A 19,678-nucleotide genomic window follows, 5' to 3' on the forward strand; every position below is an offset into this window, starting at 1 on the left:
TTGCGGTTTCTAATATATTTTTAATATGGACCTAAAAAAGTCTAATACTAAGCCATTGAATTTAATAAGAAGTGTGCCATAGCCACAGTAAAAATCTAGTGACTGGAGTGTGCTGTTTGATGTGAGTTCTGTAACTCACTAAACATGATTGCTATTTATGTTTTATTTTTTAAGAAAGCATTTAAACTACCATATTTAAACCGATTACAATTCACACTAAACCACCTAAGACTTCTGTTCATCAACTATAGATTAGACAACTTATAAAAGACATTTATTGAAATATAGTTGACTAATACAAGGCTGGAATAACTGCTTCATTGAGCGCTTCCGTCATCGAATCGGCATCTTGTAGCCATAAAATTCATGGTCCTCATTGTAACCACCTTGACTTGAGCCGAGATGGGAAAAATCATGGACAAATTAAATTGCAGTAATCCACTTAACCATCTTGAAACCAAGCTCGTTTTCACACCGCAGTCGTAGTGGCGCGCCATGTAGAACACTGAGTGGATCGTCATTCATATCGAGGGCCAGAATAGTCAGTTCGTGCTGCATATTCTCCATTTTGTGGCAGTCGTAGTAGACGCCGCCATGAGCGCCCTCAGTGAGAGAGTAGAAGACGGCGTAGCGCGCCTTCGGCATCGGACGAACCAAGTCGAGTATATGGCGCATTGGCATGCCAGTCCACTTAGCGACATCGCTCCAACCTTGAATGCAGAAATGAAATGGGTTGTAATTTGCTCCTGCTGCAGCATCGCCCGTAACTCATCCAGGGAGTATTCGCTTGGTCGTTCGACCAATCCATCATCAATGCGCAACTGATATCCGGCGAACTCATTTACTGCAAGATCATCAAACTCTGTTGCCGGGGGTGATTTTTTCTTCAAGTGGATCACGAATCGAAGGGGTATTATGCTTATTGACAGCAGTATTAGGATTTTGATCAGACTTACTCATAATACATCCTTATTTATGGATTAAGATTGTCTGGGTAAGACTGAATAATTAATACTATAGATAGTCTGTTGGCTCAGTTAGCAGTCTTAATAGTTTGTATAACTTGAGCACATGCTTTGCGAACTGTGTTTGACAAAGTACACCGTGGTCTTATTCGAGCACAGTTTTCATCCTTCATCTATTTTCTTAGCATGCTTTTTAACACACTATAGTCGGATGACCACAAAAATGTTATAAAATAAATCAACTAAACGATTACCACTATAAACAACTATGACTTACTCCCTAGATTTTCGCAAACAAGTTTTAAAAAGCTTAGATGAGGGCATGACCTTTGCCGAAGCTGCTGTTTTCTATGATATCAGTCCAACGACTATCCAGAAGTGGAAAAAGCGTCTTCATAGTAAAACCACCCGATATATTAAGCCCTACAAAATAGAGGATGGAGCCCTAGCTCAAGATGTCAAAGACCACCCTGACGATTATCACTATGAGCGAGCACAGCGTTTTAATTGTAGCCCAACAGGCATCAGCAAAGCCTTAAAACGTATTGGTATTAGCAAAAAAAAAGACACTTGAGCACCCCAAAGCTTGTCCACTAAAGAGGGCTCACTACCTAAAAAACTTAACCACTACATCGCTCAAGGGTTTGCTATTGTCTACATGGATGAGAGTAGCTTTGAGAGTGAAACGATGCGTCCTTGTGGTTATGCACCCATTGGTAGCCCCTGCATTGGCAGTTACAACTGGCAAGCCAAAGAGCGAACCAACGTGATTGGTGCGCTATATGGCAAAATGCTGTTTGCACTCGATTGCTTAAAGACCAACATCAATAAAGAGGTTTTCTATCACTGGTGCAAGTTCACGCTGATACCAAAGCTTAAGAAAAAATGTGTCATCGTTATGGATAATGCGACCTTTCATAAGCGCGTTCAAAAGTTGCTTAACAGGCATGGTCACAGGCTTCTATTCTTACCACCTTATAGTCCTGACTTAAATCCCATCGAGAAAAAATGGGCTCAAGTGAAGTTTTTACGCCAAGGCTGGATGGAAAATGACTTATCTAAATTGTTTTATGATATTCATCCAAATCATAACTCTTTTGTAGTGCAGTGACTATATAACAAATAAACGGCCATCTCAGAATTCTGAGTGATTGCTAATGGATGTTCAAACTTAAGCTCTTGTAATGCGCCCGATTCAAGATATTCAGCCAACGCCCATCGCGTTGACATTAGAATACCGTCGCCCGCGCAGGCTTTTTTTGCCAGCCATGGGCCATTGTTTGAAATTGCTACCACTGGTCCTGAGACATCATGCCACTGATCATCCATAAGACATAACCATGGCGTCATTCCTAATGGCGTCTTAAAATAAAGACCCTTATGTTCTCTTAATTCTAGTGCATGATTCGGTACGCCATGTACTTCCAAATAATGTGGTGACGCGACTGGAATAAAACTGTTATCCATAAGACGTTTTGCAATTACCCGCTCATTTGGTGCATAACCACCGCGAATCGCAATATCGACATCATCGCGTCCAAGTGTTGATCGCTCATCACTTAAACTGACATCGAGCACAATTTGAGGATATAACGCACTAAAATCATCCAACACAGGCAGCAATATCTTCTCGCCAAAACCCACCATTGCGCTGATGCGTAAACGCCCCATTGGCGTTGTCTGATAGCTACGAACGGTCTCTTTGCTTTGCTCTAGTTGATTCAATATGTGCTGCACATCGTTATAATAAACTTGACCCACTTCGGTCAGTTTAACGAGTCGAACGCTTTAATAGTGTCGCACCCAAACTCTTTTCCAAATCCGACACGCGTCTTGATAATGAGGATGGCGGTACATCGAACACCTTTGCCGCTTTAGTAAAGCTACCTGTTTCGACGACTTTACTAAAATATCGTATCGCACGCAGTTGATCGAATCCTTGTCTCCATTCAATAAATATTCAATTATTATCATATAAACATCAATATTTGAATGTTTTGACTCTATTATTGTCTTAAAAGCAATAGTGATTCACATTTTACGCTATATATCACCCTATTAAAAAACAGGAATAATATGTTTAGCTTGAGCACTACAACTAAAAGCAACCTTCACGTTAATAACGGAATAATAATTTATGCTTACTTTGCACGGTTTTGCTGCGAGCAACTATTACAATATAGTCAAATATGCTCTTTTGTATAAAGAACTGCCATTCCAAGAAAACCTTATATTCGCTGGTAGCGATGAGTTACTACGCGTCAGCCCAGTGGGCAAAGTATCTGCTATCACAACAGATGAGGGCGTTACTCTTTCAGAATCGAGTGTTATTTGTGATTTTATTGAAGAGACCTACCCTGCTATACCGCTCTATCCTGAATCTGCGACAGAGCGTGCAGCTGTCCGTCAAATCATGAAAATATCGGAGCTCTATTTTGAACTGCCAAGCCGCCGCCTGATTCCTTATGTATTTTCAGGCACCAACGCCCCTGACGCTGTCAAAGAAGAAGTACGCCAAGTATTAACTCGAGGCATAACTGCCTTAAATCGTCTATGTCAATTTTCACCTTGGATTGCAGGTGAACAGTTCACGATGGCTGATATTTATGTTCATTATGTAAACACAATCGTCAATGCCTTTGCCGCAACCCAACTTGACTGGGATGTGCTGGCAGAGATACCCGGCATGAAAGAATGGAATGATAAGATGAGTCAATCTGACATTGCCCAAAAAGTAGAGGCAGATCGCTTAGCAAATATGCCCAAATTTATGCAACACGTGAAAGCTCAAATACAAGCTGCCCAATCTAAATAATGTAGCTGAGAATACAATTAAGACTAAAATACAGCCCATATCAATCAAAGCAGTGATGCCACGCATCATTTGCAGGAGCAAAAATTATGACTGATAAAAATATCCAACTGGTTTCAACCATCAGTGACGACAATAAATTAACGCTATCTTTACAAAATGTTGAGATGCCGCAGCCTGGTGCCGATGAAGTCGTCGTTCGTATTGAAGCGGCACCATTAAACCCCTCTGACTTTGGGGTGATGTTTAGCGCGGCTGACATGTCAACCGCCGTACAATCAGGTACTGAGCAAAACCCTATCGTTACCGCTGATGTTCCCGCAAAGTTCATGCCAGCACTGAAAACACGTGTGAATAAAGACACACCTGTGGGTAACGAAGGCGCTGGCACGGTGGTCGCAGCGGGTTCATCGCCAGCCGCACAAGCACTAATGGGCAAAATGGTTGCTGTGATTGGCGGCGGTACATATCGTCAATATCACTGTGTCAATGTAAAAAGCTGCTTGGAATTAAAAGAAGGCACGACTGCTAAAGAAGGCGCTTCGTCTTTTGTGAACCCACTTACCGCACTGGCAATGGTCGAAACCATGCGTGCTGAGGGTCACAAAGCCATCATTCATGCAGCAGCGGCATCTAGCCTTGGACAAATGCTTAACCGCATTTGTATGGCTGATGGTATTGATTTGATCAATATCGTACGTAAGGAAGAGCAAGAAAAACTGTTACGTGATATGGGTGCAAAATATGTGGTCAACTCAAGCAGTGATACATTCATTGCGGACTTAACCGCAGCGATTGTCGAAACAGGTGCCACGATTTCATTCGACCCTATCGGCGGCGGTCAATTATCCAGCGATATTCTGAACTGTATGGAAGCCGCTATCACTGCTGATGTAGAAGAATACAACGTTTACGGTTCTACCACTTTTAAACAAGCGTATATTTATGGGGCATTAAACCGTGGTCCTATTACCCTAAATCGTAACTTTGGCTTTGCGTGGGGTGTTAATGGATTCCTATTATTCAATGCGCTCGCCAAACTGGGCACTGAAACGGTTATGTCGATGCGCAAGCGTGTGGCAGAGGAAATTACCACCACATTTGCCAGCAGCTATACGCATGAAGTCACGCTACAAGAAGCGTTGCAGTTACAGTCAATCGCCGCTTATGGTAAACAAGCCACTGGTGAGAAGTACTTAATCAAACCTCAGGACTGATCATTGCTTAAAAATAATGACTTAAAAAGCGACTTTGAAATACAAAAAAGCAGATATCGATTATGATGTCTGCTTTTTTATTGACTATTAAGGGAAGTGATAAGCTCTTAAGTCGCTCTAGGGCGTGTCCTCAGTTCAACCGATAGCAATCTAAATGGTGATAAAAATGGTTAAATCTTGCCAAACATCGTCAAATAGCTAGGTAATATCTCGATATTATCTGCACTATTTTCCTTGTTTGACTGCAATTTACCTCATTTTTATCACCATTTTTAAAATAAGGACACGCCCTAGTTTGAGTATAATCGATTGATTGCGATTTAGAGTCTAAACAAGGATTAGTGTGTTTAACTGTAAACTTTGACGGCAGCATAACGGCATAGGCTGTATTTGTACTGGTCAATTCCATCACGCCCAAACTCAACAATTTAATGTCAATTAATAATCATTATTTAGGATAATCTGATGACCCCAATCCACATTGCCTTAGCCGTATTGGTTACCTTTATATGGGGTGTGAATTTTACCTTTATTGCATGGGCGCTTGAAAGCTTTCCACCACTAATGCTCACTGCCCTACGCTTTTTCTTTACTGCCGTGCCGTTGGTTTTGTTCCTCAAGCCACCTAAATTCAACCGTACGCTATTTATTTATGCCATCGGTACCTTTGTCATGCAATATGCCTTTGTATTCACCGCCATGCATTTGGGTGCATCGGCAGGATTGACGGCGTTATTGCTACAGGTTCAGATTTTTATCACCGTATTACTGGCTTTTGTCATACTGGGTGAAGCGGTGAGTCGCATGCAAATCATCGGTATGGTGGTCGGTGTGCTAGGACTGGGTGTCATTGCACTCAATCTCGGCGGTGATATGCCTTTGATTGGTTTTATCTGTATCTTGATTGCGGCCATAGGTTGGAGCTTTGGCAATATTGCTTCAAAACAAGCCTCAACGCAGCAAAGCATTAGTAACACCTCTACTACCTCGCCTATTAATAGCAATAATAAAGCTTCAAATAAGACATCGGCACTGTCTGCGCTAGCACTGGTAGTATGGGGCGGTCTGATCGCTTGTGTGATTTTGACGTTATCATCTCTACTATTCGAGACCGAAGCATGGCAGCTTGCGACATTTACGCAGGCATCGATTAAGTCTTGGCTATCGCTTGGGTTTATTGTCTATATCTCAACCCTGATTGGCTTTGGACTATGGGCGCATCTACTGGCGCAAAATATAGCCTCTAAGGTTATGCCCTTTGCCCTACTGGTGCCTGTATTCGGTATGGCAACTTCAGTGCTGTTCACAGGAGAGATAGTAACGTGGTGGAAAATGCTGGCGATGACGCTCATTTTATCCGGACTGATATTGGCAAATGTGAAGATGGGACTGGGAAGAAAAGCTGCTAAAACTTAAGCCACTATTAATAAAAAATCATGAATGCCGATACTATTATTATCTTTTGTCTACGCACTGTTTTCGTGCAGGACAGCTGATTAAGTTACCTCCGTAATTTTAGTCGTTACAGTGTTTTCAATGTTAGCAAATACACTTTTACCCAAAGCGCCAAGATTGTAGGCGGCAAACTCATGATATAAGGTCACCACATCGCCCATAATTAAAAGCGCAGGGGTTGGCAAATTCGCGCTCGCTTGCTGACTAGAAATATTGCCAAGCGTGCCGATAAGTAACTGCTGCGTGGGTAAGCTGGCATGGCTAATAATAGCAAAAGGCGTCTCGCTGTCGCGACCTGCAGCCATCAATCCCTGAGTCATCTCATCTAACCGATGCAAACCCATATAAAACACCACCGTTTGCGTGCTATCTAGATGCTCATGATAGTCGTTGTTAGGCGCGCCTGCCTTTTTGCAAGCAGTGACAAACTTGACAGACTGCGCATGATCGCGATGGGTCAATGGGATACCTGCTCGGCTCGCAGCGGCACTGGCGGCCGTGATGCCGGGGATAGACTCAAAGCGAATGCCGTGGCGCACGACTTCTTGGAGCTCCTCACCGCCGCGCCCAAAGATAAAAGGGTCGCCGCCTTTGAGTCTGACGACTGTTTTGCCTGCCAGCGCATGCTTAACGAGTAGCTCGTTGATGCCTTCTTGCGGTAAGGCATGATTGGATCTGCGTTTACCGACGAATATCTTTTCGGCGCTCGGCGCGCACATATCTAAAATATCCTCCGAGACTAAACTATCATAGAGCACGACGTCTGCCCGCTGCATCACACGCAAGGCTTTTAGCGTTAATAGCTCAGGATCACCCGAGCCTGCGCCAACTAAATAGACTACGCCTGTACATACAGAGTCTTGTCTATTTAATGAATTAGCATTTTGAGCACAATTTTGATTCGCCAAATTATGGGTTGCAAGGTTTGGAACAAATACAGATGAATGACTCATGGCGATAGCTCCTAATAACAGTATGAATACAGCAAAGTGAATACTTGACGAACAAATAACTTGAATGACTTGGTTGCCCTGATAACAGTCCTTTTAAACGGTAACTGACTTACCATTAGTAGTACTTATCAGTTGCAAGTGATGTGCCATTTGCCTCTCTAAGTTTGCATAAGTGGCGCGTACTATGCGCGTACTGTGCGATCAATTCATTAATCTGACCGATACATGAGCCACAGTTGGTACCCGCTCGGCAAGCGTTGCCAACCGCTTGCGCGCTACGACACTGCTCATTGGTAATTGCATTAATAATGATGTTTTCTCCGACTGCCATACACGAGCATACCAATGGACCTGGGTCGATATAACCTGTGGCTGGACGACCTGCGAGCAGCCACTTATAGCGCTGATCAACGGGTATCGCCTCGGTACTGGCAAAGCAGCTATCGAGCCAATGACTGCTCGGTAGTTGAGTCACTTCTGGAGCGAAGTAAACCGCGAGCAGTAGTTGGACGTTATCTTTCGTAGCGCTTGTAATATCTGATGCGTGACCATCTATCTCTACACCATTCGTATCCGATTGCGTTGAGATAAAGCGCAGTTGTCCTGCCAATTGATTAAGGGTAAAAGCGCTATTAAGCAACAATTTATCTGTTAGATCATGTTGATAGGTGTCGATAAACTGTTGCCAAAAGTTAGGGTCGAGTAATTGTTCGACAACGTTATTAATTGGACTAGCTAAAGTAATTAAGACACTATTTACTTGCCGACTGATACTCCATGTCAGCGCTGGCAATACTAAATAGGACGAATCATTCTCTGTATTTAAATTTGAAAACGATGCTTGCTCTGATAATTGGGCTCGCTGTTGTTGCGCAAGACGACTGTTTATAGCCTGCAAGTGCACCAGCATGGCGTCTTGGAGATTAGGATGCACCAAAATCTTGCCAAGCGTCTGCATCGGTACGCGACTGATAAAAATGGCTGAGTTTTTAAGCTCAGGCTGCCCTGAATGCGGATCGACTACGGTTGGAATGAGCGTACCTACGCGGGCAAAGCTAGCAAAAGCATCGCTCCAGTGCATCGGCATAAAGCCATCACCGATGCGCATACTATCGCTGATGGCGACTTGTGCCAGTACCTTAGCATGCTCATTTGCATCAATCGACTCACTATCTTTTTCCCTACTTTCATAGCGAGGATGCAACTGCACATAATCATCCTTATCGATACTGAGTTTTTTGGCATCATCGGGATGCAGGGTTAGCGTCGGTACTGACTCATGCTGATTGAGCTGCGACGCCAGTCCCGTACGCGTCATGGTATGCCACTGATCGCGTAGTCTGCCGGTAATTAGTCGTAGAGGTACCGTCAGTAATTTATCACTATCAGACTCAGAAGTAGCGCTCCTGTTATCGCTTTTCTTATTATTCACTTTTGATTTTGAGCGATACTGATGCAGATTGGGCAAGCTGGCCTTGGCGGCTGGCGTGATAGCGATAAGGTTGGCTTGCAGGGGCACGATGCGCGCACCGCCCCATTGAAAGGGCGTCATGGTTTCATAGTCGTCATGACTTAAGAAAGGTAAGATGGTCTTTTGGCTCTTATGATGACTATCTAGCTTTGAGCTAACATGCATCACTGACAAATCTTTTGCTACATTCAGATAGCGCGGTTGATTGGTTGAAGATGCAGGCTGGCTAAAATCATTCTTAAAGGCAGTCAGGGCTATATGCTCATTGAATATCTCGCTAGGATGCTGATAATTAAAGCCTGCCAGCCCCATACGCGTAGCGACTTTCGAGAGTATCCACCAGTCGGGCTTGGCAAGACCGAGCGCAGGCATCAAGGTGCGTTGGCGTGAGATACGCCGCTCAGAGTTGCTCACTGTACCTGATTTCTCACCCCAACCTTGCGCTGGCAAGACAATATCCGCGCAGTGCACCGTATCACTGTCTACCGAGCAATCAGACACAATAACCAAATCGCAGTGAGCGAGCGCTTGGCGAAATCTGTCGGCTTCAGGTAAGCTCACCACAGGATTGGTCGCCATAATCCAAATGGCTTTGATACGTCCATCCAAAATCGCCTCTTCAGCATCGCAAGCTTGGATACCCGCTGTTGGTGCTATAGGCTGCGGCGTTTGCCAAAAGTCAGCTACCCATTGCCGATGTACGCTGTTATTCAACTCTAGATGCGCGGCTAATAGATTGGATAGCGCACCGACCTCACGCCCGCCCATGGCGTTTGGCTGACCAGTAAGTGAAAACGGACTAGCCCCTACTTTGCCGACCCGCCCTGTCAGTAGATGGGTATTGATAATGGCATTGACCTTGTCAGTGCCGCTTTTGGACTGGTTGACGCCCATACTAAACGCGGTCACTGTCTTATCATGGCTAGCGACTAGCTGATAGAACTGGCGAATACTTTGGATACTGACTTGGCAAGCGCTTGCCACTTTCTCAATGCTCCATGTTTTAGCCGCACTCAAAGCGTCATCAACACCGCTCGCATACTCAAGATAAGCCTCATCTGCGCATTCTTGCTCGCTAAGATAATGCAGTAGTCCATTGTATAAATGCGTATCGGTGCCCGCAGCGATAGGCAAATGTAAATCTGCAAACTCGCAAGAGTCAGTACGGCGCGGGTCAATGACTATAAGTTTTTTATGAGCATCCGCTTTTTTGGCAGTAAGGAAACGCCCGAACAATATAGGGTGACACCAAGCCATATTGGAGCCGACTAGCACCAATAAATCGCAAGCTTCCAAATCCTCGTAGTTACTGGGGACGATATCAGCGCCAAACGCACGTTTGTGTCCTGCCACCGCTGATGACATACATAGACGGGAGTTAGAATCGATATTGTTATTACCGATAAAGCCCTTGATAAATTTATTGGCGACATAATAATCTTCAGTCAATAGCTGCCCTGAGACATAGAACATAATGCTGTCGCGACCATGCTTGGCAATGGTGTCATTTAGGCGATGAGCAATATCTTCTAATACCGTGTCCCAATCCGTATTTTCTATGAGCGCTTTTGTCGCAGATGCGTTTATAGCTTTATTACTAGAAGCTATATCTAATGGCGCTATTGGTATAGCCTGTTGTCGTTGCATAGACATCAGCTTGTTTTGATAATAAGGCTCAGTCAATCGGCGCTCAACTCCCAGCGTTTGTGCCAGCGCACTGCCCTTTGAGCACAGTTTGCCAAAATTGGCAGGATGCTCAGGGTCGCCTGTTACACTGATAGTGCCAGCTGTATCAACCTGAGCTAAAACCCCGCAGCCGACGCCGCAATAAGGACAAGTGGTACGAATGGTCGTTACCGAATGGTTGTTTAAAGCGCCTAGTGGCGTTATTTGAGTAGGGTTTGTGGTTGCACTTATATCTTGCGTCGCAATGACTTGGCTTGTCATGTTTTGGGTATTTTTAGAAACCTTTAGAGTCTTTTCGCTGAGGTTGTCATTCATAAGACTTCCTCTACTGCATCCTTTGCTATATTGCTTGAATTTAGGGTATTCAAATCACAGTAGGCCGCACCATAGATTAAATGCTCTCTTATCGCTGTAATATCAGTGCTACTGTTAACCAGTTCACTGTAAAAACCGCCTTCATTTACCTCACCGTAGAGTACCGCGCCGACGAGCTTGTTGTCTCGCAAGTAGAGGCGGTGATAGTGGTTGATGCTGGTTTGCTGATAGGTGATGGTTTCTATATTTAAGGCATCACTTTCATCAAAATCAACTTGTCCTGCTGAAAAAGCACTGATACCAGATACCTTTAGTTTTAATGATAAAGGTTTGCTAATAAAGGGCTGCCAGTTTTTTTTGGGCTCTGAGCTGTTAACTACTATCCCTTCGTCTTTTAACACAGAGTCCTTAAGCACAGTATTTTTTGATAGGGTTTTTTCTAATACAGTATCTTTTAATAAAGCGCCCTTTAATACAGAAACCAAAGTATCGACTTGCTGATTGACGGGCGCGACCATCCCAAACAGCTCACCGTCCAGCTCCACACATTCGCCAATAGCATAAACATTGGGGCAACTAGTGCGCATATAATTATCAACGATAATGCCGCGATTGACCTCAAGATCACTGCCCTTTGCCAGTGCTACATTTGGCACGACGCCTACTGCCATTACGATAAAGTCAGCAGGCAAGGTGCGCCCGTCTTGTAGCAATAACCCGCAGACCTTGCTGGCTGTCGTCACTATACGTTCGGTAATAGCCGAGACTTCTAGCCTGATACCGCGAGAGACCAGTTCTGCTTGCAATAAGGTAGCAGCAGGCAAATCAAGTTGACGGTTAAGTACATAGTCATCCATGTGTACAACGGTCATCGACGCCCCCTGTGCGGTTAATGCACAAGCCGCCTCCAGCCCTAAGACTCCGCCACCAATGACGATCCCTATCTTAGCTTGACGCGCATACTGGCTGAGCGCCTTAACATCGGCGACCTCACGAAAGACGTGAACGCCTATAGCATCATGATTGGGAAAAGGAATAACACGCGCGCTCGAACCTGTTGCTAGTACTAGCTTGGCATAAGTTAGCGTCTGCCCATTATCCAATTCTATTAACTGCTGAGCGCTATCAATCGCATCGACGCTGACACCTGCAAGCACAGTGATACCAAGCTGCTCATACTCTGCTTGGTCGTAAAGATAAGTATCCTCAAACACGGTATCGCCTGCTAGTACAGGGGACAGCATAATACGATTGTAGCCTACGTGTTGCTCTTTGCTGATAAGCGTTATCGGTAAAGAGCTTGAATTTTCCGACGCCGTTTGCAGCCGGGCGCGCGCCAGCTCAATAGCAAAACGGCTGCCTGCCATACCCGCACCAATGATGACGATGCCTGTACTGTCAGCACTAGCATGTAGTGTGGTTTTGGACTTCTGGCAGTTCTTAGTTGTAAGTGGTGCTTGATCATTTGATACCAATGACGACATCATAAGAGTATTCCTTAGCTGCAATGTACAGTAGTAAATATATAGCGTGTCATATCATTTTTGGTTAAAGCTCACCTTATGTGAAATAAGCCAACAGCGATAAAATGAGTACAAACTCAATAAAGCAAATGCTATGCCATACCAGTAGTGGACGGCGGACAATAAGCGGTTCAGGCTCACTAGTATTGCTAGCATTATCAGGGTTAAAATCCTGTAGGAATTCGCCAATCGCTTGGTAGCGAGCTTGGGTATTAGGATGCAGCGCACGCAATAACGCTTGCTGGCTAGCAGCGGGTACACGGTACTTGCGTAAACGTTCGGTCGGCAGGATTAAGGTCTGGTTGGTTTGAGTCGCATTCATGAGTGCTTGCGAGCTAAAAGGACGAGTGCCAGTTAGCAGCTCGTAACCAATCACCGCTATAGAGAATAGATCAGAGTGCACTCCTTTTGGTGCATCGCTGTAATATTCTGGTGCAGCGTAATGTAGATCGCCGTTGGGAGGTCTGGTGCTGTCTTTGAGTATTGAGGAGCTTGCCGAACCAAAATCAATCAGTTTGATCGCACCATCAGCGCTTATTAGGATGTTTTCAGGTTTGATATCTTGATGCAACAGGTAGTGCCGATGCATCACTCGCACTGCCATACCGATCTTGGTGAGTAAATCATAAGTTTGCCACACATCACACGGTGCGTGACGATCAATAAAAGCTCTTAGACTCTCGCCTTCAATGTATTCAGTCAAGTGATACAGATAGTGACTGCTGGCAGGCACAGGATAATAGCGAAGCAAGCCTGACACACTATGTGCTAGGTTTTTGCTTAAACCGGCTTTGTAATTTGATGCGCTATGCGTGTCTGTAAAGGTATTAGGGTCAGCTTGATTATAAGCGCTCTCGCCTGCTCGCTTATGTTTGGATAGGCTAAGCCCTATGCTGCGCTCCTTTAAAAACTCGCGTAGATAATTGCCATCTGCTACAGTATTTAGGCTTGGGGACTTGATAACGAATGTCCGTTTATACTCGTCCTTGACTAAATACACTTCGCTACGAGCCGTACGCGCTATCACCTCAACGACTATGAAGCCATCGATCCGTGCGCCAACTTCTAAGCCCGTTAATAACTGATAACGATAGATATCGTGAAGGGCAAACGGGTCATTATTACCATTGTCATTATTTACATTGTCACTACTGTCGTTAGTATGATCACCGTCGCCTGTCTTTTTTTTATGGAGTAATTGCGCCTTTATACCGAGTATTATCATCGTTAAATTGTCATGACTGCCGTCATTAAACGCCTGCTCGCATAGGTTTTGACTGATAGAAATATCAGCCGCCAGCTTTGACGTCTCCATTGATGTACCTAGCGCTCGTGCTGCTGTACACAGCTCAAACTCAAGCTCTGCGTCGTTAATAGACTCATAGACGCCATCGGTCATTAGTGCCAGACATTCCTCTTGATGCAAGGTAAACACCGACTGCTGCAGCTCAATGTACATATCTGCGCCGATAGCCGCAGACAGCGCCCCTTTATCTAGACCACGATGGATACGGTGGTCTTTGGTCAGCACTGTCGAGCTATTGCTATCGATACGATAAATGCGCGAATCTCCCGTATGGAATAAATGGATGCGATCGCCGATGCATAGCAGACCTGACAAAGTGGACAACAAAGGCGGTACGCGCTGATGAACCTGCGGGAAATACAGCGCATCGTTGGCTTTGTTCACCGCTATTTTAATTAGGCTAGCGATTTGATGATCATCAAAGCTTGTCGATACTGTTTTATCAAGCAGCGTGTTTTCAAGCGCTAAAGTCAGGTGATGAGCCACCGTATTAACCACCAATCGACTGGCCTGTTTGGGAAACTGACAAGCGCTAACGCCATCGGCTATCAATACCAATAAAGGGGCGTGATAATGCTGGTTATTGATACCAATAGTCTCAGCTATCTTGCGATATGGCAGACAAGTGGTCACCAGCAAGCTGTCTTGGTTTTCAGCTTTACGTCCTTTTGTCGTATAAAAATCCAGCCACCACAGTGCTTCATGCGCACCGTCATGGCTCGTTGTATCTATACTTTGAGCGTTTAGCGTTGTATCTTTTTGCATAGTTAGCTTACCTGAATCTGCGCAAAACTACCGTCAGGCATCTCTTCAACAATCACGCCTTCAGGTTCTTTTAAAAAGAATAGCGCTATGAATCCAACCACGGCGGTTGCCGCAATGACAAAGAAGAACGCTTGGTAGGAGACGAGGCTGAGTACGGTCAGATAAACCACTGAGCCGACATTGCCATATGCCCCTGTCATGCCCGCGAATTGTCCGGTCATACTGCGCTTGATCAGCGGAATGACCGCAAAGACTGCGCCCTCGCCGGCTTGTACAAAGAACGAGCAAAACATGGTGATGAGTAGCGCCAGTGCAATCGGCCACGTCGAGTCGACAATACCCATCAGTACATAGCCGACTGCTAGTCCTGCGGTCAAAATCAGTAGGGTAATCTTGCGCCCAAACTTATCACTTAGCCAGCCACCGCCCGGACGCGACATCAGATTCATAAAGGCGTAACTTGAGGCGAGCACCCCTGCCATGACAATCGATAGATTAAAGGTCTCTTGATAAAACAGCGGCAACATAGACACCACCGCCAGCTCCGAGCCAAAGGTGGCAAAGTATAAAATGTTTAAAATACCCACTTGCTTGAAATCATAACGCTGCGCTTTTGGCACCGGCGTCGTAAATACCTCTTTATTAAAGCGGTAACTGCTGACAAACTCATAAATAAATAGCAGGGTCAGACCGATATAGACTATGTTCACAGTCGCCTGACTGAGTAAGCTGACACCCTCTGGTGATAGCTTCCACGCTAAGAGTGCTAATGCCAAATACATCGGTAGCTTAAAGGTCATCATCAGCCAAAAATCGCCGGTTGAGGTCACCATCATCGCGCCAGATTTTTTGGGTTTAAAATAGGTGGCACCCTTGGGCGTATCACGCACCATCTTATAAAAAATCACGCTATACAGCATCATCACCACCCCCGAGGTGGCCGTCGCATAACGCCAGCCTTCATCACCGCCTAATATAGCAGCGGCAGCAATAGCAACCGTTGGTAGTAGCAATGCAGCCGCAGCGGAACCAAAGTTACCCCAGCCGCCATAAATGCCTTCAGCCGTCCCCAGCTCACTGGCAGGGAACCAATCGCTCATCAAGCGAATACCCACTACAAAGCCTGCCCCAACGAAGCCTAGCAAGAATCGAGACAAGGCAAGGGTGTTGTAATCTTGCGCAAAAGCAAAGGTAAAACAGGGAATCGCGCCAATAGCTAAAATGGCGGTGTAGATGAGTCGTGGCCCAAAGCGATCAGTCAGCATACCGATAATGACGCGGGCAGGTATGGTGAGCGCGACGTTCAATATCAGCAAAGTTTTGATTTGATCTTTGCTCAAATTCAAGGTCTCACCAATGGCAGACAAAAAAGGCGCGTGGTTGAACCAGACAAAAAAGGTTAAGAAAAAAGCGATCCAGCCTAAATGTAGAATCTTATTTTTATCTTTAAAGGAGAAAATATTGAGCTTATCTTGTGTTGGCGCAGCAGATTTAGAGGTTGGCGATGATGACATAAACGAGTTCCTTAAGGGGCTAACTTTACAGTTGTCATAATAAGTAATGGTGAAAAAACTTATCAGTTAGAACACTTAGGGCGGTGCAATGGCTGTGCCAGTAGAAGACTTAGTGGTGATTATCGTTATATATCCTAATTATCAATAAAAGGGTCTACGCCTTGCTATCAAAGACATTCAAGCCTTAATGAAAAGATTAACTATATTTCATTAATAATAAAAACTATCTTGATTCGGTTATATCAATAAAAAATACTAATAGCGCCATTAGTAATCAATATGGTGCATCACGTCATCTATTTTGGTGCATAACTGAACGCTGTTGCCACTTTTTAAAGCGTAGTCGTTTTTAGCCACTCTTTATTATCCCAATCTCTTTTAGGGCTTTTAGCGCTTTGATTACTTATAAACAGACTAGGTGCACTGCACTCATCCTCACATTATTAGCGACTCATAAAGGGAAGAAGCTGCGCGCACCTTTGGTGCTTGGCACAGTTATTGAATCAGTAATGGAGGTAGGCACTAAATATTACTCTTCGTCACAACCGTTAGACCGCAATATTTAGACAACCCTTTATTGAGGATAAATGTATGAGTAACACAGCAATGAATACAACCAGTAAGCCTAAGCTAGTCGTCATCGGTAACGGTATGGTCGGGCACCATTTCGTTGAACGCGCCATAGAACAAGGCCTACATGAGCGTTTTGAGATTCATGTATTCGCTGAAGAGGATCGCCCTGCTTATGACCGCGTTTATCTATCCAGCTATTTTGAGCACAAAGATGCTGGCAAGCTTAATTTAGTTGATCTTAGCGCTTACAAGTCATCAAATATCGAACTGCATCTCAATCAACGCATTGTTAATATTGACTCAAGCGCCCAATCTATTACCACAGAAGATGGTGAGCAGATTGAGTATAGCGAGCTGGTACTGGCCACAGGCTCCTACCCATTTGTGCCGCCTATCGCAGGACGCGATCATCCGCACTGCCACGTTTATCGCACTATTGCGGATTTGGATGAGATATTGGCTATTGCCCAATTGCCCAAAGTCAAAAAAGGTGTGGTGGTGGGCGGTGGTCTACTCGGTTTAGAAGCAGCCAAAGCCTTGGTTACCTTAGGACTAGAGACGTATGTTGTAGAATTTGCGCCGCAGCTGATGGGTGTTCAGCTTGATGCCGCTGGTGGTGATATTTTAAAACGTAAAATCGAAGCGCTCGGTGTCACGGTTTTGACAGGTAAAAACACCAAAGAGATAATAGCCAATCCAAATACTGACGGCGCTGATGCGTGTCATCTGACCATGCAATTTACCGATGATACCTCGCTCGATACCGATATGATTGTCTTTAGCGCAGGTATTCGTCCGCAAGACGATATTATAAAGAGCAACCCTGATTGCGGTATTGAGATGGGCGCACGCGGTGGTATCTTAATTGATGAGCACTGTCGCACCAATGCTGAGCACGTTTATGCCATTGGCGAATGCGCGGTATGGGACAATAAAGTGTTTGGTTTGGTCGCGCCGGGCTACAGTATGGCGAGCATTTGCGCCGCTCAAATCGCAGGTCACAGTGAACAAGTATTTATAGGCGCTGATATGAGCACCAAGCTCAAACTCATGGGCGTCGATGTTGGTAGTATTGGCGATGCGCATGGTATTACAGAGGGCGGATTGAGTTATCTGTATCAAAACCCAGCAGAGGGCATTTACAAAAAGCTGGTCACGACCGCTGATAACAAACGCCTGCTTGGTGCGGTATTGGTTGGTGATACTGAGGATTATAATAACCTATTGCAGCTGTATCTCAATGATATCGACTTGCCCGCTCATCCTGAGAGTTTGATACTGCCTAATGTCGAAAAACCGACGATGGGTATAGAAAACCTGCCTGATACGGCAACGATTTGCTCTTGTTATAACGTCACCAAAGGCGCTATCTGCGCTGCAGTCGACAATGGTGCCTACTCGATTGGCGATGTCAAAGCGGTCACTAATGCTGGCACGGGCTGCGGTGGCTGTGCGCCCATGGTTAAGGACACTTTAGGCTACCAATTAACTACCTTAGGCTTTGAGGTCAATAACGACTTGTGCGAGCATTTTGCCTACTCCCGTCAGGAGTTATATAGCTTAATTCGGGTGCATGGTATTCGAACCTTTGATGCGCTACTCACCGAACATGGCAGTGGTCATGGCTGCGAGATTTGCAAACCAACCGTCGCCTCTATTTTGTCGTCATGCTGGAATGATTACGTACTCAAACCTGAGCTGACCCCGCTACAAGACAGCAATGACTATTATCTGGGTAATATCCAAAAAGACGGCACCTATTCAGTGGTGCCAAGAGTACCGGGCGGCGAGATTACCGCCGATAAGCTTATCATTCTCGGACAAGTCGCCAAAGAGTTTAACTTATATACCAAAATCACCGGCGGTCAACGCGTGGACTTATTTGGCGCGCGTATGGAGCAGTTGCCTGATATCTGGACACAACTGGTAGCCGCTGGCTTTGAGACCGGTCATGCCTATGGTAAGTCGCTACGTACCGTCAAATCTTGTGTCGGTAATGACTGGTGCCGATACGGGGTGGATGACAGTATGGGTCTGGCGATTAGGCTCGAGGATCGCTACAAAGGCGTGCGCTCGCCGCACAAGATAAAAATGGGTGTGTCAGGCTGTATGCGCGAGTGTGCCGAGGCGCAAAGCAAAGACTTTGGCATGATCGCCACCGAAAACGGCTGGAACTTATTCGTCTGCGGTAACGGTGGTATTACCCCGCGCCATGGCGAGCTGTTCGCCACCGACCTCGATACCGAGACGATGGTCAAATATATCGACCGTATTATCATGTTCTATATCAAAACTGCCGATAAGCTGCAGCGCACCTCAAAATGGCGTGAAAGTTTGGAAGGCGGACTTGAGTATCTACAAGCGGTCATTATTGAGGACAGCTTAGGCATAGCGGACGAGCTTGAAGCACAAATGCAGCTGCTAGTCGATAATTATGTCTGCGAATGGCAAGCCACCATTACCGATAGCGAAAAGCTCAAACGCTTCCGTCATTTTGTCAATAGTGAACAAGGAGATGATAACGTGGTCTTTGTCAATGAACGCGCGCAGATTCGCCCCGCAACGGATATTGAAAAAGTCAAAATCCAAGTGACCGAATTGGCTTAAACGCTCTACTGTCTTCTTTAAACACAGCGCTAGCACTTTTTAGAACTGGCTGTGTTTAGAGTCTGATTTCTATTTACTCATAGTCAAACGCTAAGGATAATCCCATGACCCAGCATACCGTTTGTAAACTGCAAGACATCCTCCCTGAGACTGGCGTTTGCGCGCTTATTGACGGCAAGCAAATTGCCATTTTTCGTACCAAAGAAGGCAAGTTATTCGCCATTGATAACTACGACCCTTTTAGTCGAGCAAACGTTCTATCTAGAGGACTGATCGGCGGTACGACGCTGACGAGCGACGACGGTATTAGAGAGTCGATACTTTATGTCGCCTCGCCGATTTATAAGCAGCGCTTTGATCTTGTGACTGGTCAATGCTTGGATGATACAGAGGTAAAGCTTGCGACTTATCAGGTAGAGCGTGATGAAGATGATGTGGTGGTAACTTACCAATTATCAGAAGATTCAAGCCTGACAACCATAGAAATTGATATGGCCTAACGATAGACTTTGCGCC

At 45.2% G+C, this 19,678-nt stretch carries 15 protein-coding genes; 7 read left to right on the forward strand and 8 right to left on the reverse strand.

Translation table 11 applies throughout. The features are described from left to right. Positions 1 to 423: 423 nt before the first annotated feature. Complete coding sequence (locus tag ACSUPM_RS07010; protein ID WP_025652007.1) at positions 424 to 681, reverse strand: molybdopterin-dependent oxidoreductase; 258 nt, start codon at positions 679 to 681, stop codon at positions 424 to 426. Positions 682 to 1,233: 552 nt separating this feature from the next. Here ACSUPM_RS07010 and ACSUPM_RS07015 point away from each other — a divergent pair. Beyond that, entirely contained in the window at positions 1,234 to 1,539 is a 306-nt protein-coding gene (locus tag ACSUPM_RS07015; RefSeq protein WP_350587993.1) for an IS630 transposase-related protein, read from the forward strand. A gap of 12 nt (positions 1,540 to 1,551) precedes the next feature. After that, positions 1,552 to 2,076, forward strand: a complete 525-nt coding sequence (locus tag ACSUPM_RS07020) for a transposase (RefSeq protein ID WP_201583697.1) — start codon at positions 1,552 to 1,554, stop codon at positions 2,074 to 2,076. Here ACSUPM_RS07020 and ACSUPM_RS07025 read toward each other — a convergent pair. After that, a complete protein-coding gene (locus ACSUPM_RS07025) occupies positions 2,052 to 2,690 on the reverse strand; it encodes a substrate binding domain-containing protein (protein ID WP_350587992.1) in 639 nt (212 codons plus the stop codon). The two genes, ACSUPM_RS07020 and ACSUPM_RS07025, sit on opposite strands and share 25 nt — an antisense overlap. A 46-nt stretch (positions 2,691 to 2,736) precedes the next feature. Further along, positions 2,737 to 2,925, reverse strand: a complete 189-nt coding sequence (locus ACSUPM_RS07030) for a LysR family transcriptional regulator (protein WP_198015451.1) — start codon at positions 2,923 to 2,925, stop codon at positions 2,737 to 2,739. A 177-nt stretch (positions 2,926 to 3,102) separates the two neighbouring features. On the opposite strand from ACSUPM_RS07030, the gene ACSUPM_RS07035 reads away from it, so the two are divergent. From ACSUPM_RS07035 to ACSUPM_RS07045, 3 genes are all read left to right on the forward strand, one after another. Beyond that, entirely contained in the window at positions 3,103 to 3,780 is a 678-nt protein-coding gene (locus ACSUPM_RS07035) for a glutathione S-transferase family protein (protein ID WP_025652728.1), read from the forward strand. Between the two features lie 86 nt (positions 3,781 to 3,866). Continuing rightward, positions 3,867 to 4,994, forward strand: a complete 1,128-nt coding sequence (locus ACSUPM_RS07040; protein WP_025652727.1) for a zinc-binding dehydrogenase — start codon at positions 3,867 to 3,869, stop codon at positions 4,992 to 4,994. 465 nt (positions 4,995 to 5,459) lie between these two features. Then, positions 5,460 to 6,410 (forward strand): EamA family transporter, encoded by a 951-nt coding sequence (locus ACSUPM_RS07045; protein WP_025652726.1) that lies wholly within the window; start codon positions 5,460 to 5,462, stop codon positions 6,408 to 6,410. A gap of 80 nt (positions 6,411 to 6,490) precedes the next feature. Here ACSUPM_RS07045 and cobA read toward each other — a convergent pair whose 3' ends face one another. From cobA to ACSUPM_RS07070, 5 genes are all read right to left on the reverse strand, one after another. Continuing rightward, positions 6,491 to 7,402: a uroporphyrinogen-III C-methyltransferase gene (gene cobA, locus ACSUPM_RS07050; protein WP_025652725.1), complete on the reverse strand. Its 912-nt coding sequence runs from the start codon at positions 7,400 to 7,402 to the stop codon at positions 6,491 to 6,493. Positions 7,403 to 7,517: 115 nt separating this feature from the next. Beyond that, complete coding sequence (locus ACSUPM_RS07055) at positions 7,518 to 10,874, reverse strand: nitrate reductase (RefSeq protein ID WP_350587989.1); 3,357 nt, start codon at positions 10,872 to 10,874, stop codon at positions 7,518 to 7,520. Then, on the reverse strand, positions 10,871 to 12,361 hold the full coding sequence (locus ACSUPM_RS07060; RefSeq protein WP_025652723.1) for an NAD(P)/FAD-dependent oxidoreductase: 1,491 nt from the start codon (positions 12,359 to 12,361) through the stop codon (positions 10,871 to 10,873). The genes ACSUPM_RS07055 and ACSUPM_RS07060 overlap by 4 nt, the downstream gene beginning before the upstream one ends. 73 nt (positions 12,362 to 12,434) lie before the next feature. Continuing rightward, complete coding sequence (locus ACSUPM_RS07065) at positions 12,435 to 14,468, reverse strand: bifunctional protein-serine/threonine kinase/phosphatase (RefSeq protein WP_201567763.1); 2,034 nt, start codon at positions 14,466 to 14,468, stop codon at positions 12,435 to 12,437. A 2-nt stretch (positions 14,469 to 14,470) separates the two neighbouring features. Next, positions 14,471 to 15,982, reverse strand: coding sequence for a NarK family nitrate/nitrite MFS transporter (locus tag ACSUPM_RS07070; protein ID WP_025652721.1), 1,512 nt, complete (start codon positions 15,980 to 15,982; stop codon positions 14,471 to 14,473). Between the two features lie 591 nt (positions 15,983 to 16,573). Between ACSUPM_RS07070 and nirB the strand changes: the two genes are divergently transcribed. Both nirB and nirD read left to right on the forward strand, forming a co-directional pair. Then, positions 16,574 to 19,162 (forward strand): nitrite reductase large subunit NirB, encoded by a 2,589-nt coding sequence (gene nirB, locus ACSUPM_RS07075; protein WP_101211336.1) that lies wholly within the window; start codon positions 16,574 to 16,576, stop codon positions 19,160 to 19,162. A gap of 104 nt (positions 19,163 to 19,266) precedes the next feature. Continuing rightward, positions 19,267 to 19,662 (forward strand): nitrite reductase small subunit NirD, encoded by a 396-nt coding sequence (gene nirD / locus ACSUPM_RS07080; RefSeq protein WP_025652719.1) that lies wholly within the window; start codon positions 19,267 to 19,269, stop codon positions 19,660 to 19,662. Positions 19,663 to 19,678 lie beyond the last annotated feature (16 nt).

The organism is Psychrobacter okhotskensis, assembly GCF_965638355.1.
GTDB lineage: Bacteria > Pseudomonadota > Gammaproteobacteria > Pseudomonadales > Moraxellaceae > Psychrobacter > Psychrobacter okhotskensis.